The sequence below is a fragment of the Pseudarthrobacter phenanthrenivorans genome (genome assembly GCF_000813845.1).
Classification (GTDB): domain Bacteria; phylum Actinomycetota; class Actinomycetes; order Actinomycetales; family Micrococcaceae; genus Arthrobacter; species Arthrobacter phenanthrenivorans_B.
In genome coordinates this window covers 13,662-30,671 of record NZ_JWTB01000029.1, presented here as the reverse complement: position 1 = coordinate 30,671, position 17,010 = coordinate 13,662, and the positions used below count along the sequence as shown (strand labels likewise).

Sequence of the window (17,010 nt, the reverse complement as noted above, 5' to 3'; positions counted from 1 at the left end):
GTTCGGGTTCAGGCCCCGAGCCGGCCCGCCAGTTCGGTGATGCTCGACGCCGCGAGGTCCCAGTCGCTCTCCGGGCCAAGGTCCGCCGTCTGGCCCGGTCCGTATTCAGCGGGGCGGGCGATGAAGGCCGTTGCCAGTCCCGCTGTCCGGGCAGCCTGCAGGTCGCTGTTGTGGGCCGCCGCGAGCATCACCTCGCCGGGGTGCAGATCCAGGAACTCTGCAGTCCTCAGGTAGGCCTGCGGCAGAGGCTTGTAGGCGCGGGTCATGTCCGAGCCGATGATCACGTCCCACGGCAGGCCGGCGTTCCTTGCCATGTCCAGCAACAGGGAGGTGTTGCCGTTGGACAGAGGTCCCACAATGTAACGGCGGCGGATGGCGGCCAGGCCCTCCACGCTGTCCGGCCACGGCGGGAGCCGGTGCCAGGACCTGTTGAGCTCCTCCAGGGTTCCCGCATCGAGCCGCTCCGGGTCGAAGCCGTGTCGGCGGAGCACCTGCTCCAGGTTTTCGCGGTGGAGCGTGTCCAGCTTCGTGAAGCTGCGCTGCCCGGTGCGGATGGCTTCCAGAGCCGGCTGGTACAGGGCGCGCCAGTGGTCCGCGAAGGTTTCCGCGTCCAGCTCCTGCCCCCGTTCCGCGGCGAAGGCCGCCGCCTCGCGGGCCACGCCGGTTCGCCAGTCCACCACCGTCCCGAACGTGTCGAAGAGGACGGCGCGCACCCCGCGGCCGGTTGATGGTGAACGGTACGGCTCGGACCTCATAACCTGTCTCCTTCGTGGCCTGCCCTGGCCGTTAGTCTGGCAATATGCGCACCGATTTCAGCCCCTCCGCCACCTCCGCCCGTGATTTCTACCGGCTGCTCACCGCGGTGGTGGTGCCCCGGCCCATCGCCTGGGTTTCCAGCGTTTCGCCGGAGGGCGTTGACAACCTTGCGCCGCACTCGTTCTTTACCGTAGCGTCCACGAATCCCCCCATCGTGCAGTTCACCTCGGTGGGGGAGAAGGACTCGCTCCGCAACATCACCGGGTCGGGGGAGTTCGTGGTCAACCTCGCCCCGGCAGGCCTCCTGGAGGAGATCAACGCCACCGGCACCAACTTCCCGCCGGACGTCAGCGAGTTCGACGCCGTCGGGCTGACCCGGGAGCCGAGCGTCACCGTGGCCGCGCCGCGGGTTAAGGAATCCCCGGCCGTGCTCGAATGCCGGCTCCACTCGACGCTGCCGATAGGTGACTCCACCCTGGTGTTTGGCGAAGTGACGCATGCTGCCGTGAGCAGCGAGGTGCTGGAGGGCAGCCACCCGCGGATCGACCTGCTGAAGCCACTGGCGCGGCTAGGCCTGGACGAGTGGGGCATACTCGGCGAAATCCAGGACCTCAGCCGGATCCGGCTCAAGGACTGGCCGGGCCATTTTCGACCGAAGGGCTAGGGCCGGCGGTCCCTGAACAAGGGGACGGCCCATGCGCGCAACGGGAAGGCCGCCTCCAGCGGCGTCGCGGACCATGTGCTGGACCCCAGCCAGGAGGACCTCCCCGCGCGGGTGCGGGGATTGACCGGCGGGAGGCGAGTCCCGCCGTCGTGACCTAATGCGGAGGCCTGCTGTGTACGAACTGCAGCCCGGGCCACCTCACCCGCTGATCCGTTGGGCAGGCGCCAGGAAGGACGACGGCGACGCTCGCCTCAGGAGGTGCGGCCGCCCGGGCTGGTGGAAACCCACATACCTTTTGCGTGCCCCTATCCAGCTGTTACTGGTGGGGCGCATGATAAGCGGCATGAAAAAAATAGTTCCGGCAGGTCTCGCAGCGATCGTGGTGGTGCTCAGCGCCACCACGATCGCCGTTCCGGGCAACGCAGCCGTTGAATCATCCCCCGTCCCCGGCCAGATCATGGTGAAGTTCCGTGACGACGGCGCGGCAACCGGCGTCCTCCGCCAGAATGGCCTCAGCGATGGGCCTCCGATTGGCAGCACCGGCGCGCACCTCATCAGAGTGCCTGAAGGCAAGGAACTGCAACTCGTCAGCGCGTTGAGCCGGAACCCCGCCGTTGAGTACGCCGAACCGGACCAACTGGTCACCGCGGCCACCAACGACCAGTACTTCGGAAGCCAGTACGCCCTGCAGAACGTCAAGCAATCGTTCACGAACACCGCCGGAACGGTGACGGTGGCCGCGGGCACGAACGACGCCGACGTGGACGCTGTTGAGGCGTGGGGCGTCACCACGGGCGGCGGTACGAGAGTCGCCATCATTGATTCCGGCGTAGCCGCCGATAACCCTGACATTTCGCCGCAGGTTGCCGAGCGTGTCAACTTCAGCGACAAGACGATCGTCGTTCCGGACGATTACGACAGGTACGGCCATGGCACCCACGTAGCCGGGATCGTGGCCGCCATCTCCGAGAACTCGATCGGCGTCGCCGGTGTCTGCCCGCGCTGCAGCATCCTGGACGTCAAAGTGCTCAACGACAGCGGGTCCGGCACCAGCTCGGCCATCGCCAAGGGCATCGACTGGGCGGCGGCCCACGGCGCGAAAGTGATCAACATGAGTCTGGGGCAGCGGGTGTCTTCGCGCACCCTCGAGGCGGCCGTCAACAACGCGTGGAGCCAGGGGGTGGTGATTGTGGCCGCAGCCGGCAACGGCGGGACCCAGGCCCAGGTGTACCCAGGTGCATACCCCAACGTCATCGCCGTCGCCGCGACGGACAACAACGATGCCAAGGCGTCCTTTTCAACGTACGGCAAGTGGGTGGATGTTGCCGCTCCCGGTGTCAGCGTGTATTCGACCTTCCCGAACCACCTGTTCGCCCTCGAGACGCAGAACAACCGCTCAGAGGGCTACGACATCCTCAGCGGCACGTCGATGGCGTCCCCGATCGTTGCCGCTACGGCCGCGCTTGTCTGGAGCACACCCGCGGGGACCTCCAACACAGCCGTCCGGGCCAAGGTGGAATCCACTGCCGATCCGATTTACGGAACGGGTTCATACTGGGCCCACGGCCGGGTGAACGCCTGCAGTGCGGTGGGATGCGTGATTCCCTAAGTTTGGGTGACCGGGCACCGGAACGCTTGGGGCATTTTCCCCCTATTCAATCGGTTGAGGTTGGCGCAATATGGCCCCTATGAACAGACTCCTTACGGCCGGTCTCACGGCAGCAGTGCTGGGTTTTGGTTTCATCACCTTCGCCGTTCCGGGCAACGCAGCCTCCGACACGTCCTATGTCGCCGGGCAGATCATCGTTAAATTCCGAGACAGCAGGGCTGCGGCTGCGGTATTGGCCCAGCAAGGCGTTGGCGACGGCCCGGAGATCGGCAGTACCGGCGCCCATCTCATCACCGTGCCGGCCGGCAAGGAACTCCAACTCATCGAGGCGCTCAGCCGGAACCCAGCGGTTGAGTATGCCGAACCGGACAATGTTGTCGCGGCAGCCACAGATGACACCTTCTTTGGCAGGCAGTACGCGCTGCAGAACACAGGGCAGGCCTTCGACAACAACTACGGCACCATCACGACAAATCCGCCGAACCCGCCGGTGATTCATACCGATGCCGGTACGCCGGACGCGGATGTGGACGCCGTCGAGGCCTGGAGCGTCACCAGCGGGACGGGAACTGTCGTAGCGGTTCTCGATTCCGGCGTCGCAACAGACAACCCTGATATCAATCCAAAGGTTGCTCTCCGTGCCAACTTCACCGGTTCGAGCACCAATGAAGATAACTATGGCCACGGCACGCACGTTGCCGGCATCATTGCCGCCACCGCGAACAACGGGGCCGGCGTTGCCGGCGTGTGCCCAGGGTGCCGCATCCTCGCCGGTAAAGTACTGACCGACACCGGGATGGGTTCGACCTCAGCGCTTGTGAACGGAATCAACTGGGCGGTGGACAAGGGCGCCAAGGTCATCAACATGAGCCTGGGCGTCCGCGCTTCCCGCACCCTCGAAACCGCTGTCAACAACGCCTGGAATGCACCGAATGGCGGCGTGGTGCTGGTTGCCGCAGCAGGCAATGGCAGTAACACGGCCAAGATATATCCCGGCGCGTACGCCAACGTCATCGCCGTGGGCGCCACCGACAACACCGATGCCAAAGCCTCGTTCTCCACTTATGGTCCGACATGGGTGGACATCGCGGCTCCCGGCGCCGCTGTCTTCTCCACTTTCCCCAACCACCCATTCGCTCTTGCGGATCAGTACCACCGCTCCCAGGGGTACGACATAGGCAATGGGACCTCGATGTCGTCCGCAGTTGTTGCTGGAGTCGCTGCCCTGGTCTCGAATGCGTACCCCGCTTCAACCAACGCAACCGTCAGACTCAAGGTGGAATCGTCCGGTGACAAGGTGACCGAAATGCAGACGTATTGGGCCCATGGCCGGGTGAACGCCTGCAAAGCGGTGGCGGCGAAGACTTGCTGACAGGCCGGGTTCTCCTACGGCTGCAGTCCCGCGGCCTTTGAAGCAGTCGCTGCCGGACTCCTGTCTGGCCGCGCTGGAGCCGAGCCCTGACTTTAGACCCTTGTAACTGGTGACCTCCCGGACCTGACTAAAGGGAGGAGCTGGCCTCTTGCCGCTCCGGTCACATCTCAAGGGAGGAAAACCATGTTCGCCAGGATCAGCACCTACAAGACCGGCCCCGATACCCGAAGGGACAATCCCACCGACGATGTCGTGAACAGCGTGCTCCAGCTTCCGGGATGCAAGGGCGTCTACTACCTGAACGGAACGGGCACGGACAATGCCCTCTCCATCACGCTGTGGGAAACGAAAGAAGCGATGGAGGCCAGCCGGCAGGCGGCCAGCCGGATCCGGGAAGAGAGCAGCCAGGCGGACAGGACCCAGATCGTCTCCGTGGAGGAATTCGAAGTTACGGCCAGCAGCCTCAAAGACTGAGCCGGCCGACAAACTGGCCGATCTTCCCGCACTAGATGCCGCCCATGAGCCCCTCTCCTCGGCCACTGCTATTCAGTATTGCTAACTACCGGTACTCATGCTTACTATGTACCGGTAGTCAGTAACGCGGAGTAGCTAAAGAGGGTTCCGATGGGCAAGCAGATGACGGAAATGCTCAAGGGCACGCTGGAGGGTGTTGTCCTGGCCATCTTGGCCACCCAGCCTGCATATGGCTACGAGATTACGGCCCGGCTCCGTGACCAGGGCTTCTCCGACATCGTCGAGGGCACCATTTACGCCCTGCTGGTCCGGATAGAGCAGCGCGGCCTCGTCGACGTGGAGAAGCTCCCGTCAGAGAAGGGCCCCCCACGCAAGGTGTATTCGCTGAATGCGCAGGGCCGTGAGTACCTCGAAGAGTTCTGGAGGACGTGGAGCTTCCTCGCGGAACGGATCGAAAACCTTCATCACCACACCGAATCCCAGCAGGAAAAAGGAGCCTAATCGTGGCTGCAAAATGGATCGAGGCCGTTACGGGCTCGCTGGAACAGAAGAAGCAGTACAAGCAGGACAAGGCCCGCATCGAGGCCCTCCCCGAACCGTACGCCACGGCGGCAACGGCAATGCACCGGTACCTCATGTACTACGGCGGCGTCACCGATGGGGACACGCTCATGACCATGTTCGGCGACCTGGCCGACCTGTGGGAACGGGCCGCCATCGACGGGACGCCGGTGCGCGCGATCGTCGGCGACGACCCGGTGGAATTCGCGGAAACGTTCGCGCAGGCCTACTCCGGCAAACAGTGGATCGACAAAGAGCGCGAACGTCTCCGCCAGGCCATCAACACAGCCGACGGTGTCAGCGGGAACGGGAGCTGACCCATGGTCCCCGTCCAGGCCCCCGGCCCGGCCATCCGGGTTCAGGGCATCGAGAAATCGTTCAAGGACGTGCAGGTCCTCACGGGAGTCGATTTCGAGGTCGCCGCCGGGAGCATCTTCGCGCTGCTCGGCTCAAACGGAGCGGGCAAGACCACCCTGGTGAGGATCCTTTCAACACTCTTGAAACCGGACGCCGGCAGCGCCGCGGTGCACGGTTTCGACGTCACAGCCAATCCCGGCGAAGTGCGTGAATCGATCAGCCTTACCGGCCAGTTCGCCGCCGTGGATGAGGTGCTGACCGGCCGGGAAAACCTGGTGCTCATCGCAAAGCTCCGCCACCTGAACGACCCCGCCACCATCGCCGCTGGCCTGCTCGCCCGATTCTCGCTCGGCGAGGCGGGGGACCGCAAGGCGTCAACGTACTCTGGCGGCACGCGCCGCCGGCTCGACATTGCCATGAGCCTGATCGGAGACCCTCCGGTCATCTTTCTCGACGAACCAACCACCGGCCTGGACCCGCAGGCGCGGATCGAGGTGTGGCAGACGGTCAAACAACTCGCCACCAGCGGCACCACGGTCCTCCTGACCACGCAATACCTCGACGAGGCGGAGCAGCTCGCCGACCGGATCGCGATCCTCCACCAGGGCCGGATCATCCAGAACGGCACCCTCGCCGAGCTCAAGCAGCTCCTCCCGCCGGCCAAGGTCGAGTACATCGAGAAACAGCCCTCCCTCGAGGACGTGTTCCTGGCCCTTGTAGGAAAGGAATCCCGATGACCGCCCATGCTCTCGGTGACACCGGCGTACTGACTGTCCGCTCGCTTCGCCACATCCTTCGCAGCCCCGACATGATCATCACTACTGCCATCACCCCGATCGCGCTGATGATGCTGTTCGTTTACGTGTTTGGCGGCGCAATCAATACCGGATCCGGCGGGTCCTACGTCAACTACATGCTTCCCGGCATCCTGCTCATCACGATCGCATCCGGCATTGCCTACACCGCGTACAGGCTGTTCCTGGATCTGCAGGGCGGTATCTTCGAGCGCTTCCAGTCCATGCCAATCGCGAGGTCCAGCGTGCTCTGGGCGCATGTGCTCACCAGCCTGGCCGCGAATATCGTCTCGGTGGTGGTCGTCATCGGCGTTGCGCTGACCATGGGGTTCCGTACCGGAGCGTCGGTGGCGGCATGGTTGGGCGTCGCGGGCCTCCTGACCCTGTTTACCCTCGCCCTGACCTGGATCGCCGTGATCGCCGGCCTCTCCGCGAAGACCGTGGACGGGGCCAGCGCCTTCAGCTACCCGCTCATCTTCCTGCCCTTCATCAGCTCGGCCTTCGTGCCCACCGACTCGATGCCAGGCCCGGTCGCCTGGTTCGCCCGCAACCAGCCGGTCACCTCCATCGTGAACACCATCCGGGCCCTGTTCACACAGCAGCCGGTTGGCGCTGACATCTGGACGGCACTGGTATGGCTCCTCGGCATACTCGCGGTCGGCTACGCCCTCGCGACGGTCATCTACCGCCGCAAGATCAGCTGAGGTTCCCTGGGCTCAGGGACGGACAGGCGTCGCCGCGTCGTTGCCGAGCACGGTTGTCCACTTGCTGGCGGTCCACGACGTCACCACGCCGTTGATGACGTAAGGGTCTGCGGCTGCAAAGGCCTTCGCCGCATCGAGTGCGTTGTCGCCGGTGAAGATCAGCAGTCCTTTGAACGGTCCTTCGCCGGCGGCCCCGCCCAGCAGAAGCTCCCCGCGTTCGACTGCTTCCCAGCCCGCCCGAAGGTGGTCTGCGCGGTACTTTTCGCGGGTTTCGAGGTAGTTGTCCTCGTAGGTGTATTCCAGTACAGCGTGCATGCGTGACCGTCCCTTTCCTATAGGGGTAGTGCCGGTTGATAGAAGTAGGTTACCCAGTCGAATGCAGTCCGGGACGGCAGCGTCAACCCTCCGGCAGCAAGTTGGCGGCCAGCGTGCGGGCAACGAGACGGCCGAACCGCTCAGCCGTCCATCCGCGCTTGATGACCATGGTCTCGTAAAGTTCGGCCGAGGTGCTCATGAAGAAGACATCCGCCACCTCCTCCGCCGTCAGGCCCGGCCTCAGGAATCCCCGCCCGAGCACCTGGTGCGCGTTGTGCAGCATGCGCCGGTAGCGCTCCTCGTCCACATTGCGCAGGAGCGCTGCCATGTCCTGGTCCCCGCTCGCCGCGGCATCCCTGATGAGGAGGTAGACCGGAGAACCGAGCGGGCTGATCTCGGTCACGAACCGCCCGAACTGTTCCATGAGTTCGCGAGGGTCAGTGGCCGTGGCCTGAGCGCGGTCCGACCGTTCCTCCGCCGGTGGGCCGCCGGCACCAAGCAGGCTCTGTTCGTAGATGGCGCGGACGAGCCCCGGCTTGCCGCCGAACCCCTTGTAGACGGATTCCTTGGAGACGCCGGCGGCGTGGGCGATGGCGGAGATGGTGGTCCGGCCATATCCGTGGGCCAGGAACAGCGTGCGGGACTCGGCGAGCACCCGCTTCCTCGACTGCCCGGCCGCTTCCTGGCGGCGCCGTGCGTCGTAACTGCGGGAGCGGGCCGGCGAACCATTGACCGCGGGTCCCATCGGGCTTAAGCTCCTCGTATCAGTTGAATACAGCTGACTGTATCAAATTTCAGCGTACCAGCCTCTCCGCCTCCCGCGACGGAAACCAAGGAGCAGATCATGGACGCATCAGGACTCCACCGCGTCCCCGACGGCCCGGTCCGGCGCATGCTGGCGGCAGCCAACCGCCACGACCTCGAGGCCATGGTGTCCGAGTTCGCCGAGGACTACCGGAACACCACCCCCGTCCACCCGGCCCGCAGTTTCACGGGCTCCGCGCAGGTCCGGAAGAACTGGACGGCACTCTTCACCGGCCTGCCGGACCTCGCCCTCACCGTCCACGACGCAGCCACCGGCCCGGACGGCAAAATCTGGTTGGAGTGGAGCAACCGCGGCACGCGCCCGGACGGATCGGTGCAGCGCGCCGCCGGGGTCTCCATCCTCACCGTGCGCGATGACCGGATCGCCGCGGCCCAGTTCTACCTTGAACCGGTGGACCGCGATTCCGGCGACGTGGACGACGCCATCAGCGAGGCGCTCCACGGAACGGCTGGAGGTGACCGGCCGTGATCCTCGTCGTCGGCGGCACCGGCCGCCTGGGCCGCGCCGTGGTGCCGCTGCTCCGTGCCGCCGGCCATCAGGTCCGCATTATGGCCCGCGGCGCGTCCCAGCCATTCCCGCAGTCGGCGGGCGACGGCGTCGAACCCTTCCGTGGCGACCTCACCTCAGACACCGACTGCCAGGCAGCCGTGGCTGGCTGCACGGACGTGGTGTTCGCGGCCTCCGGCTTCGGCGCTAAGGACACCGACCCGCGCACGGTTGACCGCGACGGCGCCATCCGCCTGGTCCATGCGGCGGCCGCAGCCGGGGTGCGGCACATGGTGATGATGTCCATGCACGGCGCTGCCCCCGATGGGCCCATCGACTATTTGCGCTGCAAGGCTGCTGCCGAGGATGCGCTCCGCTCGTCCGGCATGGACTGGACCATCATCAGGCTGGGCGCACTCCTGGAGCAGCGGCTGGAGATTATGAGGGGCCCGCTCGAGAGCAAGGGCAAGGTGCCGGTGTTCGGCTCGGGGACCGCCCCGGTGACGTATACCTCGGTCCGGGACGCGGCCGCCGTCGTGGTCCGGGCCATCGGCGACCCCGCGCTGCGCAACCGCGCCATCGACTGGGGCTCGCAGACGCTGACGGCGAACCAGATCGCGGAAGCGGTGCTTGGCCGGGCCGGCCATGGATCCGTGCAACGGATTCCGGCCGCCGCCATCCGGGTGCTTTCGGCTGCCGCGCGCCCGTTCTCACCATTCTTCGCCAGGATTGCAGGGGCGGCGGTCTGGGAAGACTCCGGGGCAGCCGCGTTCCAGTTCGGGCCGCCGCGGGACGAGTTCCCCGACATCCCGGTCACCGGGCTGCAACAGGTCCTCGAGGGTGCCGACGAACCGCGGCGTCCGGCATAGCCGCGTCGTGGGAAGAGGGCGCGGGTGTGAGCGCGTCTTGGGCTACAGCTCCAGCGTGAACACCCACAGCAGCACGTCCTCGCCGGGCACGTACCAGTCCCGTTCCGGCGCGCGGCGGAAGCCCAGGGACTGGTAGAGGGCGTGCGCGCGTTCCATGAAGGTCGCGCTGGTGATGCTGATTCCCCCGATCCCGGGCAGGTGCCGGGCGTGCTCCACAATTGCGCGCACTACGGTGCGGCCCACGCCGGACCCCTGCATTAACGGATCCACGGCCAGCATCCTAAATTCCAGCTCGCCTTCCCGCGCGATCTCGGTGTACGGCTGGCCGGCGAACGTCAGCGTCACCGCCGCCACTGCGCGTCCGCTGGCCTCGGCCAGCCACACCTGCGCGTGTTCGGCACGGTGCTCCACATCCTCCAGCACTCCCATGTACGGATGGTCCGCCGCGAAGTGCCCGGCCTTGAGGTAGGCGTCCCGGGTGATGCGCCGGACGTCCGGAAAGTCCGACGGCGCCGCGCGCCTCAGGGTGACGCTCACCGCGCGCCTGCGGGTGCGGCAGTCGGGCCCGCGTAGTGGCCCAGCCGTGCCAAATCCGGCTGGGAGGACGGATCGCCCACGGCGTGGGCACCCACCGCGTTGGCCACACCCAGGGCCGGGGCGTAGTCCATGCCCGCCTCGAGCGCCAGGACCAGGGCCGCGCAGAACGCATCGCCGGCGCCGATGGTATTCACCACGCTGACGGCAGGCGCGGGGACTTCCGCCACCTTCCGGCCGTGCTCGAACATGGCGGAGCCTTCGCCGCCGTACGTCACCGCCACGAGCTTGGCTGATGCGAGGTCCGGGATCAGGGCGTACTCACTCTCGTTCACGATCACCAGGTTGCAGCGCTCCAGCAGTTCCGCGGGCAGGTCCATGGCCGGGGCAGCGTTCAGCACAAAGAAGCCCTTCGCCTTCCGGGCCGCTTCCAGCACCACCGGCACGCCGACTTCCAGCTGGCACAGCACCGTCTCGTCCGGGCCGAACTCCATCCCGTCGAGCGAGAGGTGAGAGTTGGCGCCCGGGCACACCACGATCTGGTTCTCGCCGTCGCGGTCCACGGAGATCAGCGCGGTCCCGGTGGCGTGCGGCAGGATGCTAACGCCCGTGGTGCTGACACCCGCAGTGGTCAGGGCATCCAGCATCTGCCGGCCGGAATCGTCGTCGCCCACCGCGCCCACCATCCGGGCATTGCCGCCGAGCCGCGCGAGGGCCGCCGCCTGGTTGGCGCCCTTGCCGCCCGGCTGCCGGGACAGCACGGCGTCGCCGATGGTTTCGCCCGCCGTCGGAAGTCGCTCGGCGGTGGCGATCAGGTCCACATTGATGCTGCCGACGACGGTGACGGCAGGAAGTCGATTGTGCATTGGGGGAACTCTCTGAACGGGGATGCCGGAACCGGCCGGATGATGAAACAGTGTACGGCAAGGGTTGTACTTGCGCATCATACGTGGTTGTATAACAACTCGAACCGCCACCTAAGAAGTGGTCTTCGTCACCCAACCAGCACGAACAAAGGAGTTTGATGTGAACGCCCCAACCCCCGCAACGGCCGCGCCGCCTGCGGACCCCGCTGCCGCCGTCGTACCTCCCGCCGATGCCGCCGAGCTCTCCGGCCGCCGCGCCGCCCTGCTGATCTCCACCCTGCTGCTGGGCGTGCTGTCCTTCCAGCTCAACGCCAGCATGGTCACCCCCGCGCTGCCGCAGATCGCCGCCGACTTCGGCCGCGGCGCCGACAGCACCGCCCCCGTCCAGTCCATGTTCTTCCTCGCCGGCGCCATCTCCGGACCCGTCATCGGCCGCTGGAGCGACTTCATCGGCCGCCGCGCCGCACTGCTGCTGGTCCTGGGCATCATGGGCGCCGGCACCATCCTCTGCATCACCGCGCCGACGCTGGAACTGCTCGTCACCGGCCGCTTCCTGCAGGGCGTCTCCAGCGCCGTCTTCGCGCTCGCCTACATCGTCCTCAGCGAGAACCTGCAGGCCAAGGTCTTCGGCACCTCGGTGGGCATCATCGCCGCCATCAACGGCGGCATCGGGGGAGTGGACGGCTGGGTGGGCGGCCTGATGGCCGAAACCCTCGGCTTCCGGTCCATCTTCGTCGTGGTGCTCGTCCTGACGGTGATCGCCGCGGTCTGCATCATCCGCACCGTGCCCGCCGGGCGTCCCGCGGGTGTCCGCGGCGCCATGGACTGGTGGGGCGCCGGCTCCCTCTCGGTGTTCCTGGTGTTCATCACCTACTTCGTCTCCGACGGGTCCGCCGCCGGCTGGACCTCACCCACCGCCCTGGCCCTGCTGGCCGGCACCGCAGCCTCCTTCGCCGCGTTCTGGATCATCGAGAAACGCCGCAGCCACCCGCTCATCGCCGTCCACCACCTGCGCTCCCGGCAGGTCTGGCCGGTCATCCTCACCACGGTCCTCACCCTCGCCGGCATCTTCGCCGTCATCAACTTCACCGTGGTGCTGCTCAGCCAGGACCACGACGGCGGCTTCGGCCTCAGTGCCTCGGTCTCGGCGCTGCTGTTCCTCACCCCCGCCGCGCTCATCGGCGTCTTTGCCGCACCATTGGCCGGCTGGCTGGCGGACCGCCGCGGTTGGATCAAGACCCTCCGCATCGGCACCGGGATGAGCCTTGCCTGCGCGGCCATTGCCGCTGCCTTCTCCACCAACCAGGTGGCGGTGCTGGTCGCCGTTGCGGCGCTGGGCATCTTCTACAACGGCCTGTTCCTCACCGCCATCAACGGGCTCTCGGTGCTGCTCTCACCCAAGGAAGCCCCGGCGGCGCTGCCTGGCATCAACGGCGCCTCCTTCGGCATCGGGGCGAGCCTCGGCGTCGTCCTCGTGGCACCGTTCGCCGCCCAGGCCACGGCCGCCGGGTACGCCACGGCCCTCTGGATTTCCGTGGGCATCACCGCCGCCGCGTTCATCGTCAGCCTCTTCGTCGCCGCCCCCAAGGGCGAGACCGTCTAACTGTTGCCACTACCTGAAAGAAGTATCGCCATGACCACGCCCTTCCCGATCTACCTGGACTGCGACACGGGAATCGACGACGCCCTCGCCCTGGCCTACCTGCTCGCCTCGCCCCTTGCCGATGTGGTGGGGATCGGGACGGTCAGCGGCAACGTCAGTGCCGCCGTCGGCGCCCGGAACACCCTGGACCTGCTTGAGCTCGCGGGCTCCGCGCACATCCCGGTGGCTCTGGGGGCGCATCATCCCCTTGCCGGTTCCTTTGGCGGCGGCGCCCCGTGGGTGCACGGCGACAACGGGATTGGCGAGGTCTCACTGGCGCCTGCCGAGGCGTCCCTGGCCGGGGAGTCCGCCGCGGAAATGCTGGTGCGGCTGGCCCGGCTGTACCCGGGGGACTTGCGCGTGGTGGCGATCGGCCCGCTGACCAACATTGCCGAGGCGCTGCGGCTGGAGCCCGCGCTGCCGTCGCTGGTGCAGTCCGTGACGGTGATGGGTGGGGCGGCGCTGGCGCCGGGGAACATCACCCCGCTGGCCGAGGCCAACATCCACAACGACCCGGAGGCCGCCGCCCTGGTGCTGGCCGCCGACTGGGATGTGACCCTGGTGCCGCTGGATGTGACCATGGCGTCGGTGCTGGAGGAAGTGCACCGGCAGGAGCTGCTCGCGTCCTCCTCGCCCGTGGCGCAGGCGCTGGGGGAGATGCTGGGCTACTACTTCCGGTTCTATGAGGGCATTTACGGCCGGCCCTGCTCCGCCATGCACGACCCCCTGGCCGCGGCGCTCGCCGTGCGGGCAGTGAAGCCTGCCCTGGCGCCGGTGGTGCGGGCCGCCGTCGACACCTCCGACGGGCCCGGCCGCGGGCAGACCGTGTGCGACTTGCGCGGCCTGTACGCGGGGTTCCCGCCCGTGAAGGGCGCACGGTGCCGGGTGGTGTTGTCCCTCGAGGAGGAGTTTGCCCCCCACCTGGTGGGGACGCTGCTGGACCACTTTGCGGGCATGGAAACCACGACGGCGGCGCTCACCCCGGCGGGTTCGGCGGCCTGAGCACCGGCACGCCCCAGTGCCCTGCTGGTCCGTTGCCCGGCACGCTGTGCGTGCCGGGCATGCCGGTTCAGGCGGCGTGCTCTACAGCCGCTGTCTTCGCGGCGATGGCGTGCGGCACCGCCACGAGTGCCACGACAGCCAGGGCGCCGGCTGCTGCGAACACGTAGAAGCCCCAGGGGTAGGCGATGCCTGCGGCGACCAGGCCGCCCGTTACCGCGGGCCCGGCGATTGCGCCGACGCGGCCCACGCCGGCAGCGAAACCAAGGGCGGTGGCGCGCAGCCGGGCCGGGAACAACTGGCTCACCCAGGCGTAGACAAGCACCTGGGAGCTGAAGACGAATACGCCGGTGACGAAGACGAGGGCGTTGAGCAGGATCTCGTTGCCCACCTTGATGCTCAGCAGTGCCAGGCAGGCGGCGGACAGGCCGAACCACAGCAGCACGATGGGTTTGGTCCCGTGCCGGTCCGCCAGGATGCCGGCGATGATGAGGCCTGCCACCGCGCCCAGGTTCAGCACCAGGAGCAGGGAGATGCCTGCCGTGACCGGGTAACCGGCGGATGCCATGAGCTGGGGCAGCCAGGTGTTCAGGCCGTAGACCAGCAGGAGGCCCATGAAGGAGGCGGCGGCAATCGCCGCGGCCACCAGCGGGTACGGCTTCCTGGCCAGGTCGCGGAACCGGGTCTGCTCCACCTTCTGGCCGGTCTGGGCCGTGGCGGCCGTCTCCGGGAGCTTGAACCACAGGAACGGCACGAGCGCGAAGCCCGCGAGGCCGCCCACCACGAACATGGTGCGCCAGTCGGGGATCACCATGAGCGCCAGGAAGGCCGTTGCCACAGCCCCTGCGTGGTAGCCGGTCATGGTCCGCGTGGTTGATTTACCTGCCGAACCGGCGGGTGCGTAGTCGTTCATGTAGGCCAGTGCCACCGGGAGGCACGCCCCGAGCCCCAGTCCGGCCAGCAGGCGGAAGGCGCTGAACACCGCCACGTTCGGAGCCCAAATTACGGAGATGGTGAAGACCGAGAACCAGAGCACGCAGACGACCAGCAGCCTGCGGTGTCCGAAGCGGTCCGACAACGGTGCGATGAAGAGGGCGCCAAGGCCCACGCCCACCAGGGAAATGGTGGCCGCGAGCGTGGCGCCGACGGCGTCGAAGCCGAGCTCGCCGGTCTTGATAAGCGTGGGGATGACGGTGCCAAGCACCACCAGGTCGAAGCCGTCCAGGACCATGGCGAGCCAGCACAGCCAGACAGGCCATCGCGACGCGCGGGTGGAGGGAAGAGTTGTCATGTAATCCTCATTGATCAAGCAGAGTGAGAGCACGCCGCCTGCGAGCTACGTCTCGCAACGGAGTGATCTACCGCACGGGTTATGACACGAGGCTACAATTAAGTTCATTGAACGTACAAATGTTCGCGATACGAACGTTAATGCGGTTGCGGTGGTGCCACGAAGGGTTGCCCGGCTGCGGCGGGTTGAGGCTGGGCCGTGGGGAGTGGCTGTGGACGTCCTAGGACTGGAACTGCTGCATCACCGAAAGGTGGCCTGCGCGGGCTGACACCAGGCACTTGGCCAGGTAGAACGGCCGGTTGGCGTGCCGGACGAACTGCGTCAGCACCAGGACCGGGTCCGATGGGCGCAGGTCCAGCAGCTTGGCGCGGCTGGGGCCCACCTGGCTGAGGCTGATCTGGCACTCGCCGGGCCCGGCCAGCCGGCCGAGCTGGTTGTTGAGCGTGGCCATCAGGGTGGCGCCGCCGTCGTCCTTGATCTCAAGGGGCGCCGCGGCACTCCGGCCGAGGCTGACCGGCTGGGCGGTGACGTTTTCCTGCAGGTGGGCAATGGCCTCGCCGTCGCGGATCAGGACGGATTCCCAGAGCCAGCAGTCGCTGCCGGGGTCGACGCCGATGCCCGGCGCCACGAACCCGGACGCGGCCTGCCGCACCACCTGGGTGCGCTTGACCTCCAGCGTCTGGCCGGGTCCGCCGAGGACCTCCTCGAACGGGCGGATCCGCTCGATGCCGATGCGGGGGAGGGTGTCCGAGACGAAGCGCCCCACGCCGCGCCGGGCCCGGATCAGGCCGTCTTCCTCAAGGAGCATGAGGGCTTCGCGGACCACGGTCCGGCTGACCTTCATGTCGGCGCCGAGTTCTGTCTCGGTGGGGATCATGGACCCGGGGGTGAGCAGGCCGTTGCGGACGGCCTCCGCGATCCGGGAGTAGACCGCCACCCGCAGCGGTGAGCCGGGCTGCGCCGTCACTGGCTGGGACAGGAACCGGGCGGCATCCTGGTGCACGTTTGCCTCGCTCACTTGGTGGTTTCTCGGTGGAATCCCAGCCTAGAACAGGTTGCACGTGTTTGTTGGACAAGCTCAGGCTGTCATGGCGTCCTGGCGGAGGCGCCCCTCCTTCGACCTGCGCGCCTCGCCAGCGGCGGTCACGTACACGCTGCTGAAGCGTGCTGAAACACCATTGTTGTGTCGCCGCCGCAACCCCCCGCCGATGACAACAAGGGACAGGCTCAAACCGCCCTTGTTATGGTCGGAGGGAGGTCCGCCGGGCGAAGCCCGGATGTGGTTGCTTTCCCTAGGCCAATGCCTCGCAGATATCCAGTTGCTTTCCGGAAGAGCTGACCAGGGTGAAGACCCCGGTTGTTGGATCAATGGTGAAGACAATGCGTCCCTGGTATTGGACCGCAGACGAAGGGGGTACATCGGTGGAGAACATGACCAAACCGTTAGTGCCCGTCCCTACGACCGTCTGTGTTCCGTCTGGGGCTATGTCTATTCTCGACACCGACCCGGTGGGCTGGAGGGTGAACGAATCCACCACCTTTCCCTTCTTATCCAGGCGGCTGTAGGTGAGCGTGAACCCCCTCCCCGCCGTGATCACGCGGACGACGTCGCCGGACTTATCGCGGAACGCCCGGACGTTGGCATTCGCGTCGGTCCCCACAATCTGCAAAGGAAATTCGCAGGCTTCTCCGGCAGGCACAAAGTAGTTGATATCGCCAGGCTTGCTCTTGTCGGGCTGCCCGGCGACGGCCGGGCCCCCGATGCCGGCAAGTGCAGCGGCAGCCGCGACTGTGATGGGAATGGTGATGCGAGCGCGCCAGTTTTTCATTGACTTACCCCGTTGTAGCTCTTGTTCGTAAGCCCCCAGAAGAACGGGACAAGTCCCTGACT

20 protein-coding genes are annotated in these 17,010 nt (G+C 66.8%); 12 read left to right on the top strand and 8 right to left on the bottom strand.

Going from position 1 to position 17,010, the window contains the following annotated elements; translation table 11 throughout:
* Positions 1 to 8: 8 nt before the first annotated feature.
* Positions 9 to 755, bottom strand: a complete 747-nt coding sequence (locus RM50_RS14850) for a haloacid dehalogenase type II (RefSeq protein WP_043454204.1) — start codon at positions 753 to 755, stop codon at positions 9 to 11.
* A gap of 44 nt (positions 756 to 799) precedes the next feature.
* Here RM50_RS14850 and RM50_RS14845 point away from each other — a divergent pair, with 44 nt between their 5' ends.
* From RM50_RS14845 to RM50_RS14810, 8 genes are all read left to right on the top strand, one after another.
* Positions 800 to 1,420 (top strand): flavin reductase family protein, encoded by a 621-nt coding sequence (locus RM50_RS14845; protein WP_043454202.1) that lies wholly within the window; start codon positions 800 to 802, stop codon positions 1,418 to 1,420.
* 343 nt (positions 1,421 to 1,763) lie between these two features.
* Positions 1,764 to 3,029 (top strand): S8 family serine peptidase, encoded by a 1,266-nt coding sequence (locus RM50_RS14840; RefSeq protein ID WP_043454199.1) that lies wholly within the window; start codon positions 1,764 to 1,766, stop codon positions 3,027 to 3,029.
* 79 nt (positions 3,030 to 3,108) lie between these two features.
* Positions 3,109 to 4,401, top strand: a complete 1,293-nt coding sequence (locus tag RM50_RS14835) for a S8 family serine peptidase (protein WP_043454196.1) — start codon at positions 3,109 to 3,111, stop codon at positions 4,399 to 4,401.
* A gap of 183 nt (positions 4,402 to 4,584) precedes the next feature.
* Entirely contained in the window at positions 4,585 to 4,875 is a 291-nt protein-coding gene (locus RM50_RS14830; protein WP_043454194.1) for an antibiotic biosynthesis monooxygenase, read from the top strand.
* Positions 4,876 to 5,025: 150 nt separating this feature from the next.
* Positions 5,026 to 5,376 (top strand): PadR family transcriptional regulator, encoded by a 351-nt coding sequence (locus RM50_RS14825; protein WP_043454192.1) that lies wholly within the window; start codon positions 5,026 to 5,028, stop codon positions 5,374 to 5,376.
* A 2-nt stretch (positions 5,377 to 5,378) separates the two neighbouring features.
* Complete coding sequence (locus RM50_RS14820) at positions 5,379 to 5,753, top strand: DUF1048 domain-containing protein (RefSeq protein ID WP_043454189.1); 375 nt, start codon at positions 5,379 to 5,381, stop codon at positions 5,751 to 5,753.
* A gap of 3 nt (positions 5,754 to 5,756) precedes the next feature.
* Positions 5,757 to 6,530 carry an ABC transporter ATP-binding protein gene (locus tag RM50_RS14815; RefSeq protein ID WP_043454188.1) on the top strand — a complete coding sequence of 258 codons (774 nt, stop codon included), beginning with the start codon at positions 5,757 to 5,759 and terminating at the stop codon, positions 6,528 to 6,530.
* The gene (locus RM50_RS14810; protein ID WP_043454185.1) at positions 6,527 to 7,291 is read left to right on the top strand and encodes an ABC transporter permease; all 765 of its coding nucleotides are present in this window, start codon (positions 6,527 to 6,529) and stop codon (positions 7,289 to 7,291) included. The genes RM50_RS14815 and RM50_RS14810 overlap by 4 nt, the downstream gene beginning before the upstream one ends.
* A gap of 12 nt (positions 7,292 to 7,303) precedes the next feature.
* On the opposite strand, the gene RM50_RS14805 is transcribed toward RM50_RS14810, so the two are convergent.
* Together RM50_RS14805 and RM50_RS14800 are read right to left on the bottom strand one after the other, a co-directional pair.
* Positions 7,304 to 7,606, bottom strand: coding sequence for a YciI-like protein (locus RM50_RS14805; RefSeq protein ID WP_043454182.1), 303 nt, complete (start codon positions 7,604 to 7,606; stop codon positions 7,304 to 7,306).
* 82 nt (positions 7,607 to 7,688) lie between these two features.
* Entirely contained in the window at positions 7,689 to 8,351 is a 663-nt protein-coding gene (locus tag RM50_RS14800) for a TetR/AcrR family transcriptional regulator (RefSeq protein WP_043454181.1), read from the bottom strand.
* A gap of 99 nt (positions 8,352 to 8,450) precedes the next feature.
* Here RM50_RS14800 and RM50_RS14795 point away from each other — a divergent pair, with 99 nt between their 5' ends.
* On the top strand, positions 8,451 to 8,900 hold the full coding sequence (locus RM50_RS14795; protein WP_043454178.1) for a nuclear transport factor 2 family protein: 450 nt from the start codon (positions 8,451 to 8,453) through the stop codon (positions 8,898 to 8,900).
* A complete protein-coding gene (locus tag RM50_RS14790) occupies positions 8,897 to 9,787 on the top strand; it encodes an SDR family oxidoreductase (RefSeq protein WP_043454176.1) in 891 nt (296 codons plus the stop codon). Before RM50_RS14795 ends, RM50_RS14790 begins: the two co-directional genes overlap by 4 nt.
* Positions 9,788 to 9,829: 42 nt before the next feature.
* Here RM50_RS14790 and RM50_RS14785 read toward each other — a convergent pair whose 3' ends face one another.
* Complete coding sequence (locus tag RM50_RS14785) at positions 9,830 to 10,324, bottom strand: GNAT family N-acetyltransferase (protein ID WP_043454173.1); 495 nt, start codon at positions 10,322 to 10,324, stop codon at positions 9,830 to 9,832.
* A complete protein-coding gene (locus RM50_RS14780; RefSeq protein WP_043454170.1) occupies positions 10,321 to 11,187 on the bottom strand; it encodes a ribokinase in 867 nt (288 codons plus the stop codon). The genes RM50_RS14785 and RM50_RS14780 overlap by 4 nt, the downstream gene beginning before the upstream one ends.
* Before the next feature lie 160 nt (positions 11,188 to 11,347).
* Between RM50_RS14780 and RM50_RS14775 the strand changes: the two genes are divergently transcribed.
* Both RM50_RS14775 and RM50_RS14770 read left to right on the top strand, forming a co-directional pair.
* Positions 11,348 to 12,790, top strand: a complete 1,443-nt coding sequence (locus RM50_RS14775; protein ID WP_043454168.1) for an MFS transporter — start codon at positions 11,348 to 11,350, stop codon at positions 12,788 to 12,790.
* A gap of 30 nt (positions 12,791 to 12,820) precedes the next feature.
* Positions 12,821 to 13,831 carry a nucleoside hydrolase gene (locus tag RM50_RS14770; protein ID WP_043454165.1) on the top strand — a complete coding sequence of 337 codons (1,011 nt, stop codon included), beginning with the start codon at positions 12,821 to 12,823 and terminating at the stop codon, positions 13,829 to 13,831.
* A gap of 67 nt (positions 13,832 to 13,898) precedes the next feature.
* Here the strand turns inward: RM50_RS14770 and RM50_RS14765 are convergent, their stop codons facing one another.
* The 3 genes from RM50_RS14765 to RM50_RS14755 all read right to left on the bottom strand — a co-directional run bounded on the left by RM50_RS14765 (position 13,899) and on the right by RM50_RS14755 (position 16,948).
* A complete protein-coding gene (locus RM50_RS14765) occupies positions 13,899 to 15,119 on the bottom strand; it encodes an MFS transporter (protein ID WP_043454163.1) in 1,221 nt (406 codons plus the stop codon).
* Positions 15,120 to 15,339: 220 nt separating this feature from the next.
* The gene (locus RM50_RS14760) at positions 15,340 to 16,122 is read right to left on the bottom strand and encodes a GntR family transcriptional regulator (protein ID WP_043454268.1); all 783 of its coding nucleotides are present in this window, start codon (positions 16,120 to 16,122) and stop codon (positions 15,340 to 15,342) included.
* A gap of 289 nt (positions 16,123 to 16,411) precedes the next feature.
* The gene (locus RM50_RS14755; RefSeq protein ID WP_043454161.1) at positions 16,412 to 16,948 is read right to left on the bottom strand and encodes a hypothetical protein; all 537 of its coding nucleotides are present in this window, start codon (positions 16,946 to 16,948) and stop codon (positions 16,412 to 16,414) included.
* Positions 16,949 to 17,010 lie beyond the last annotated feature (62 nt).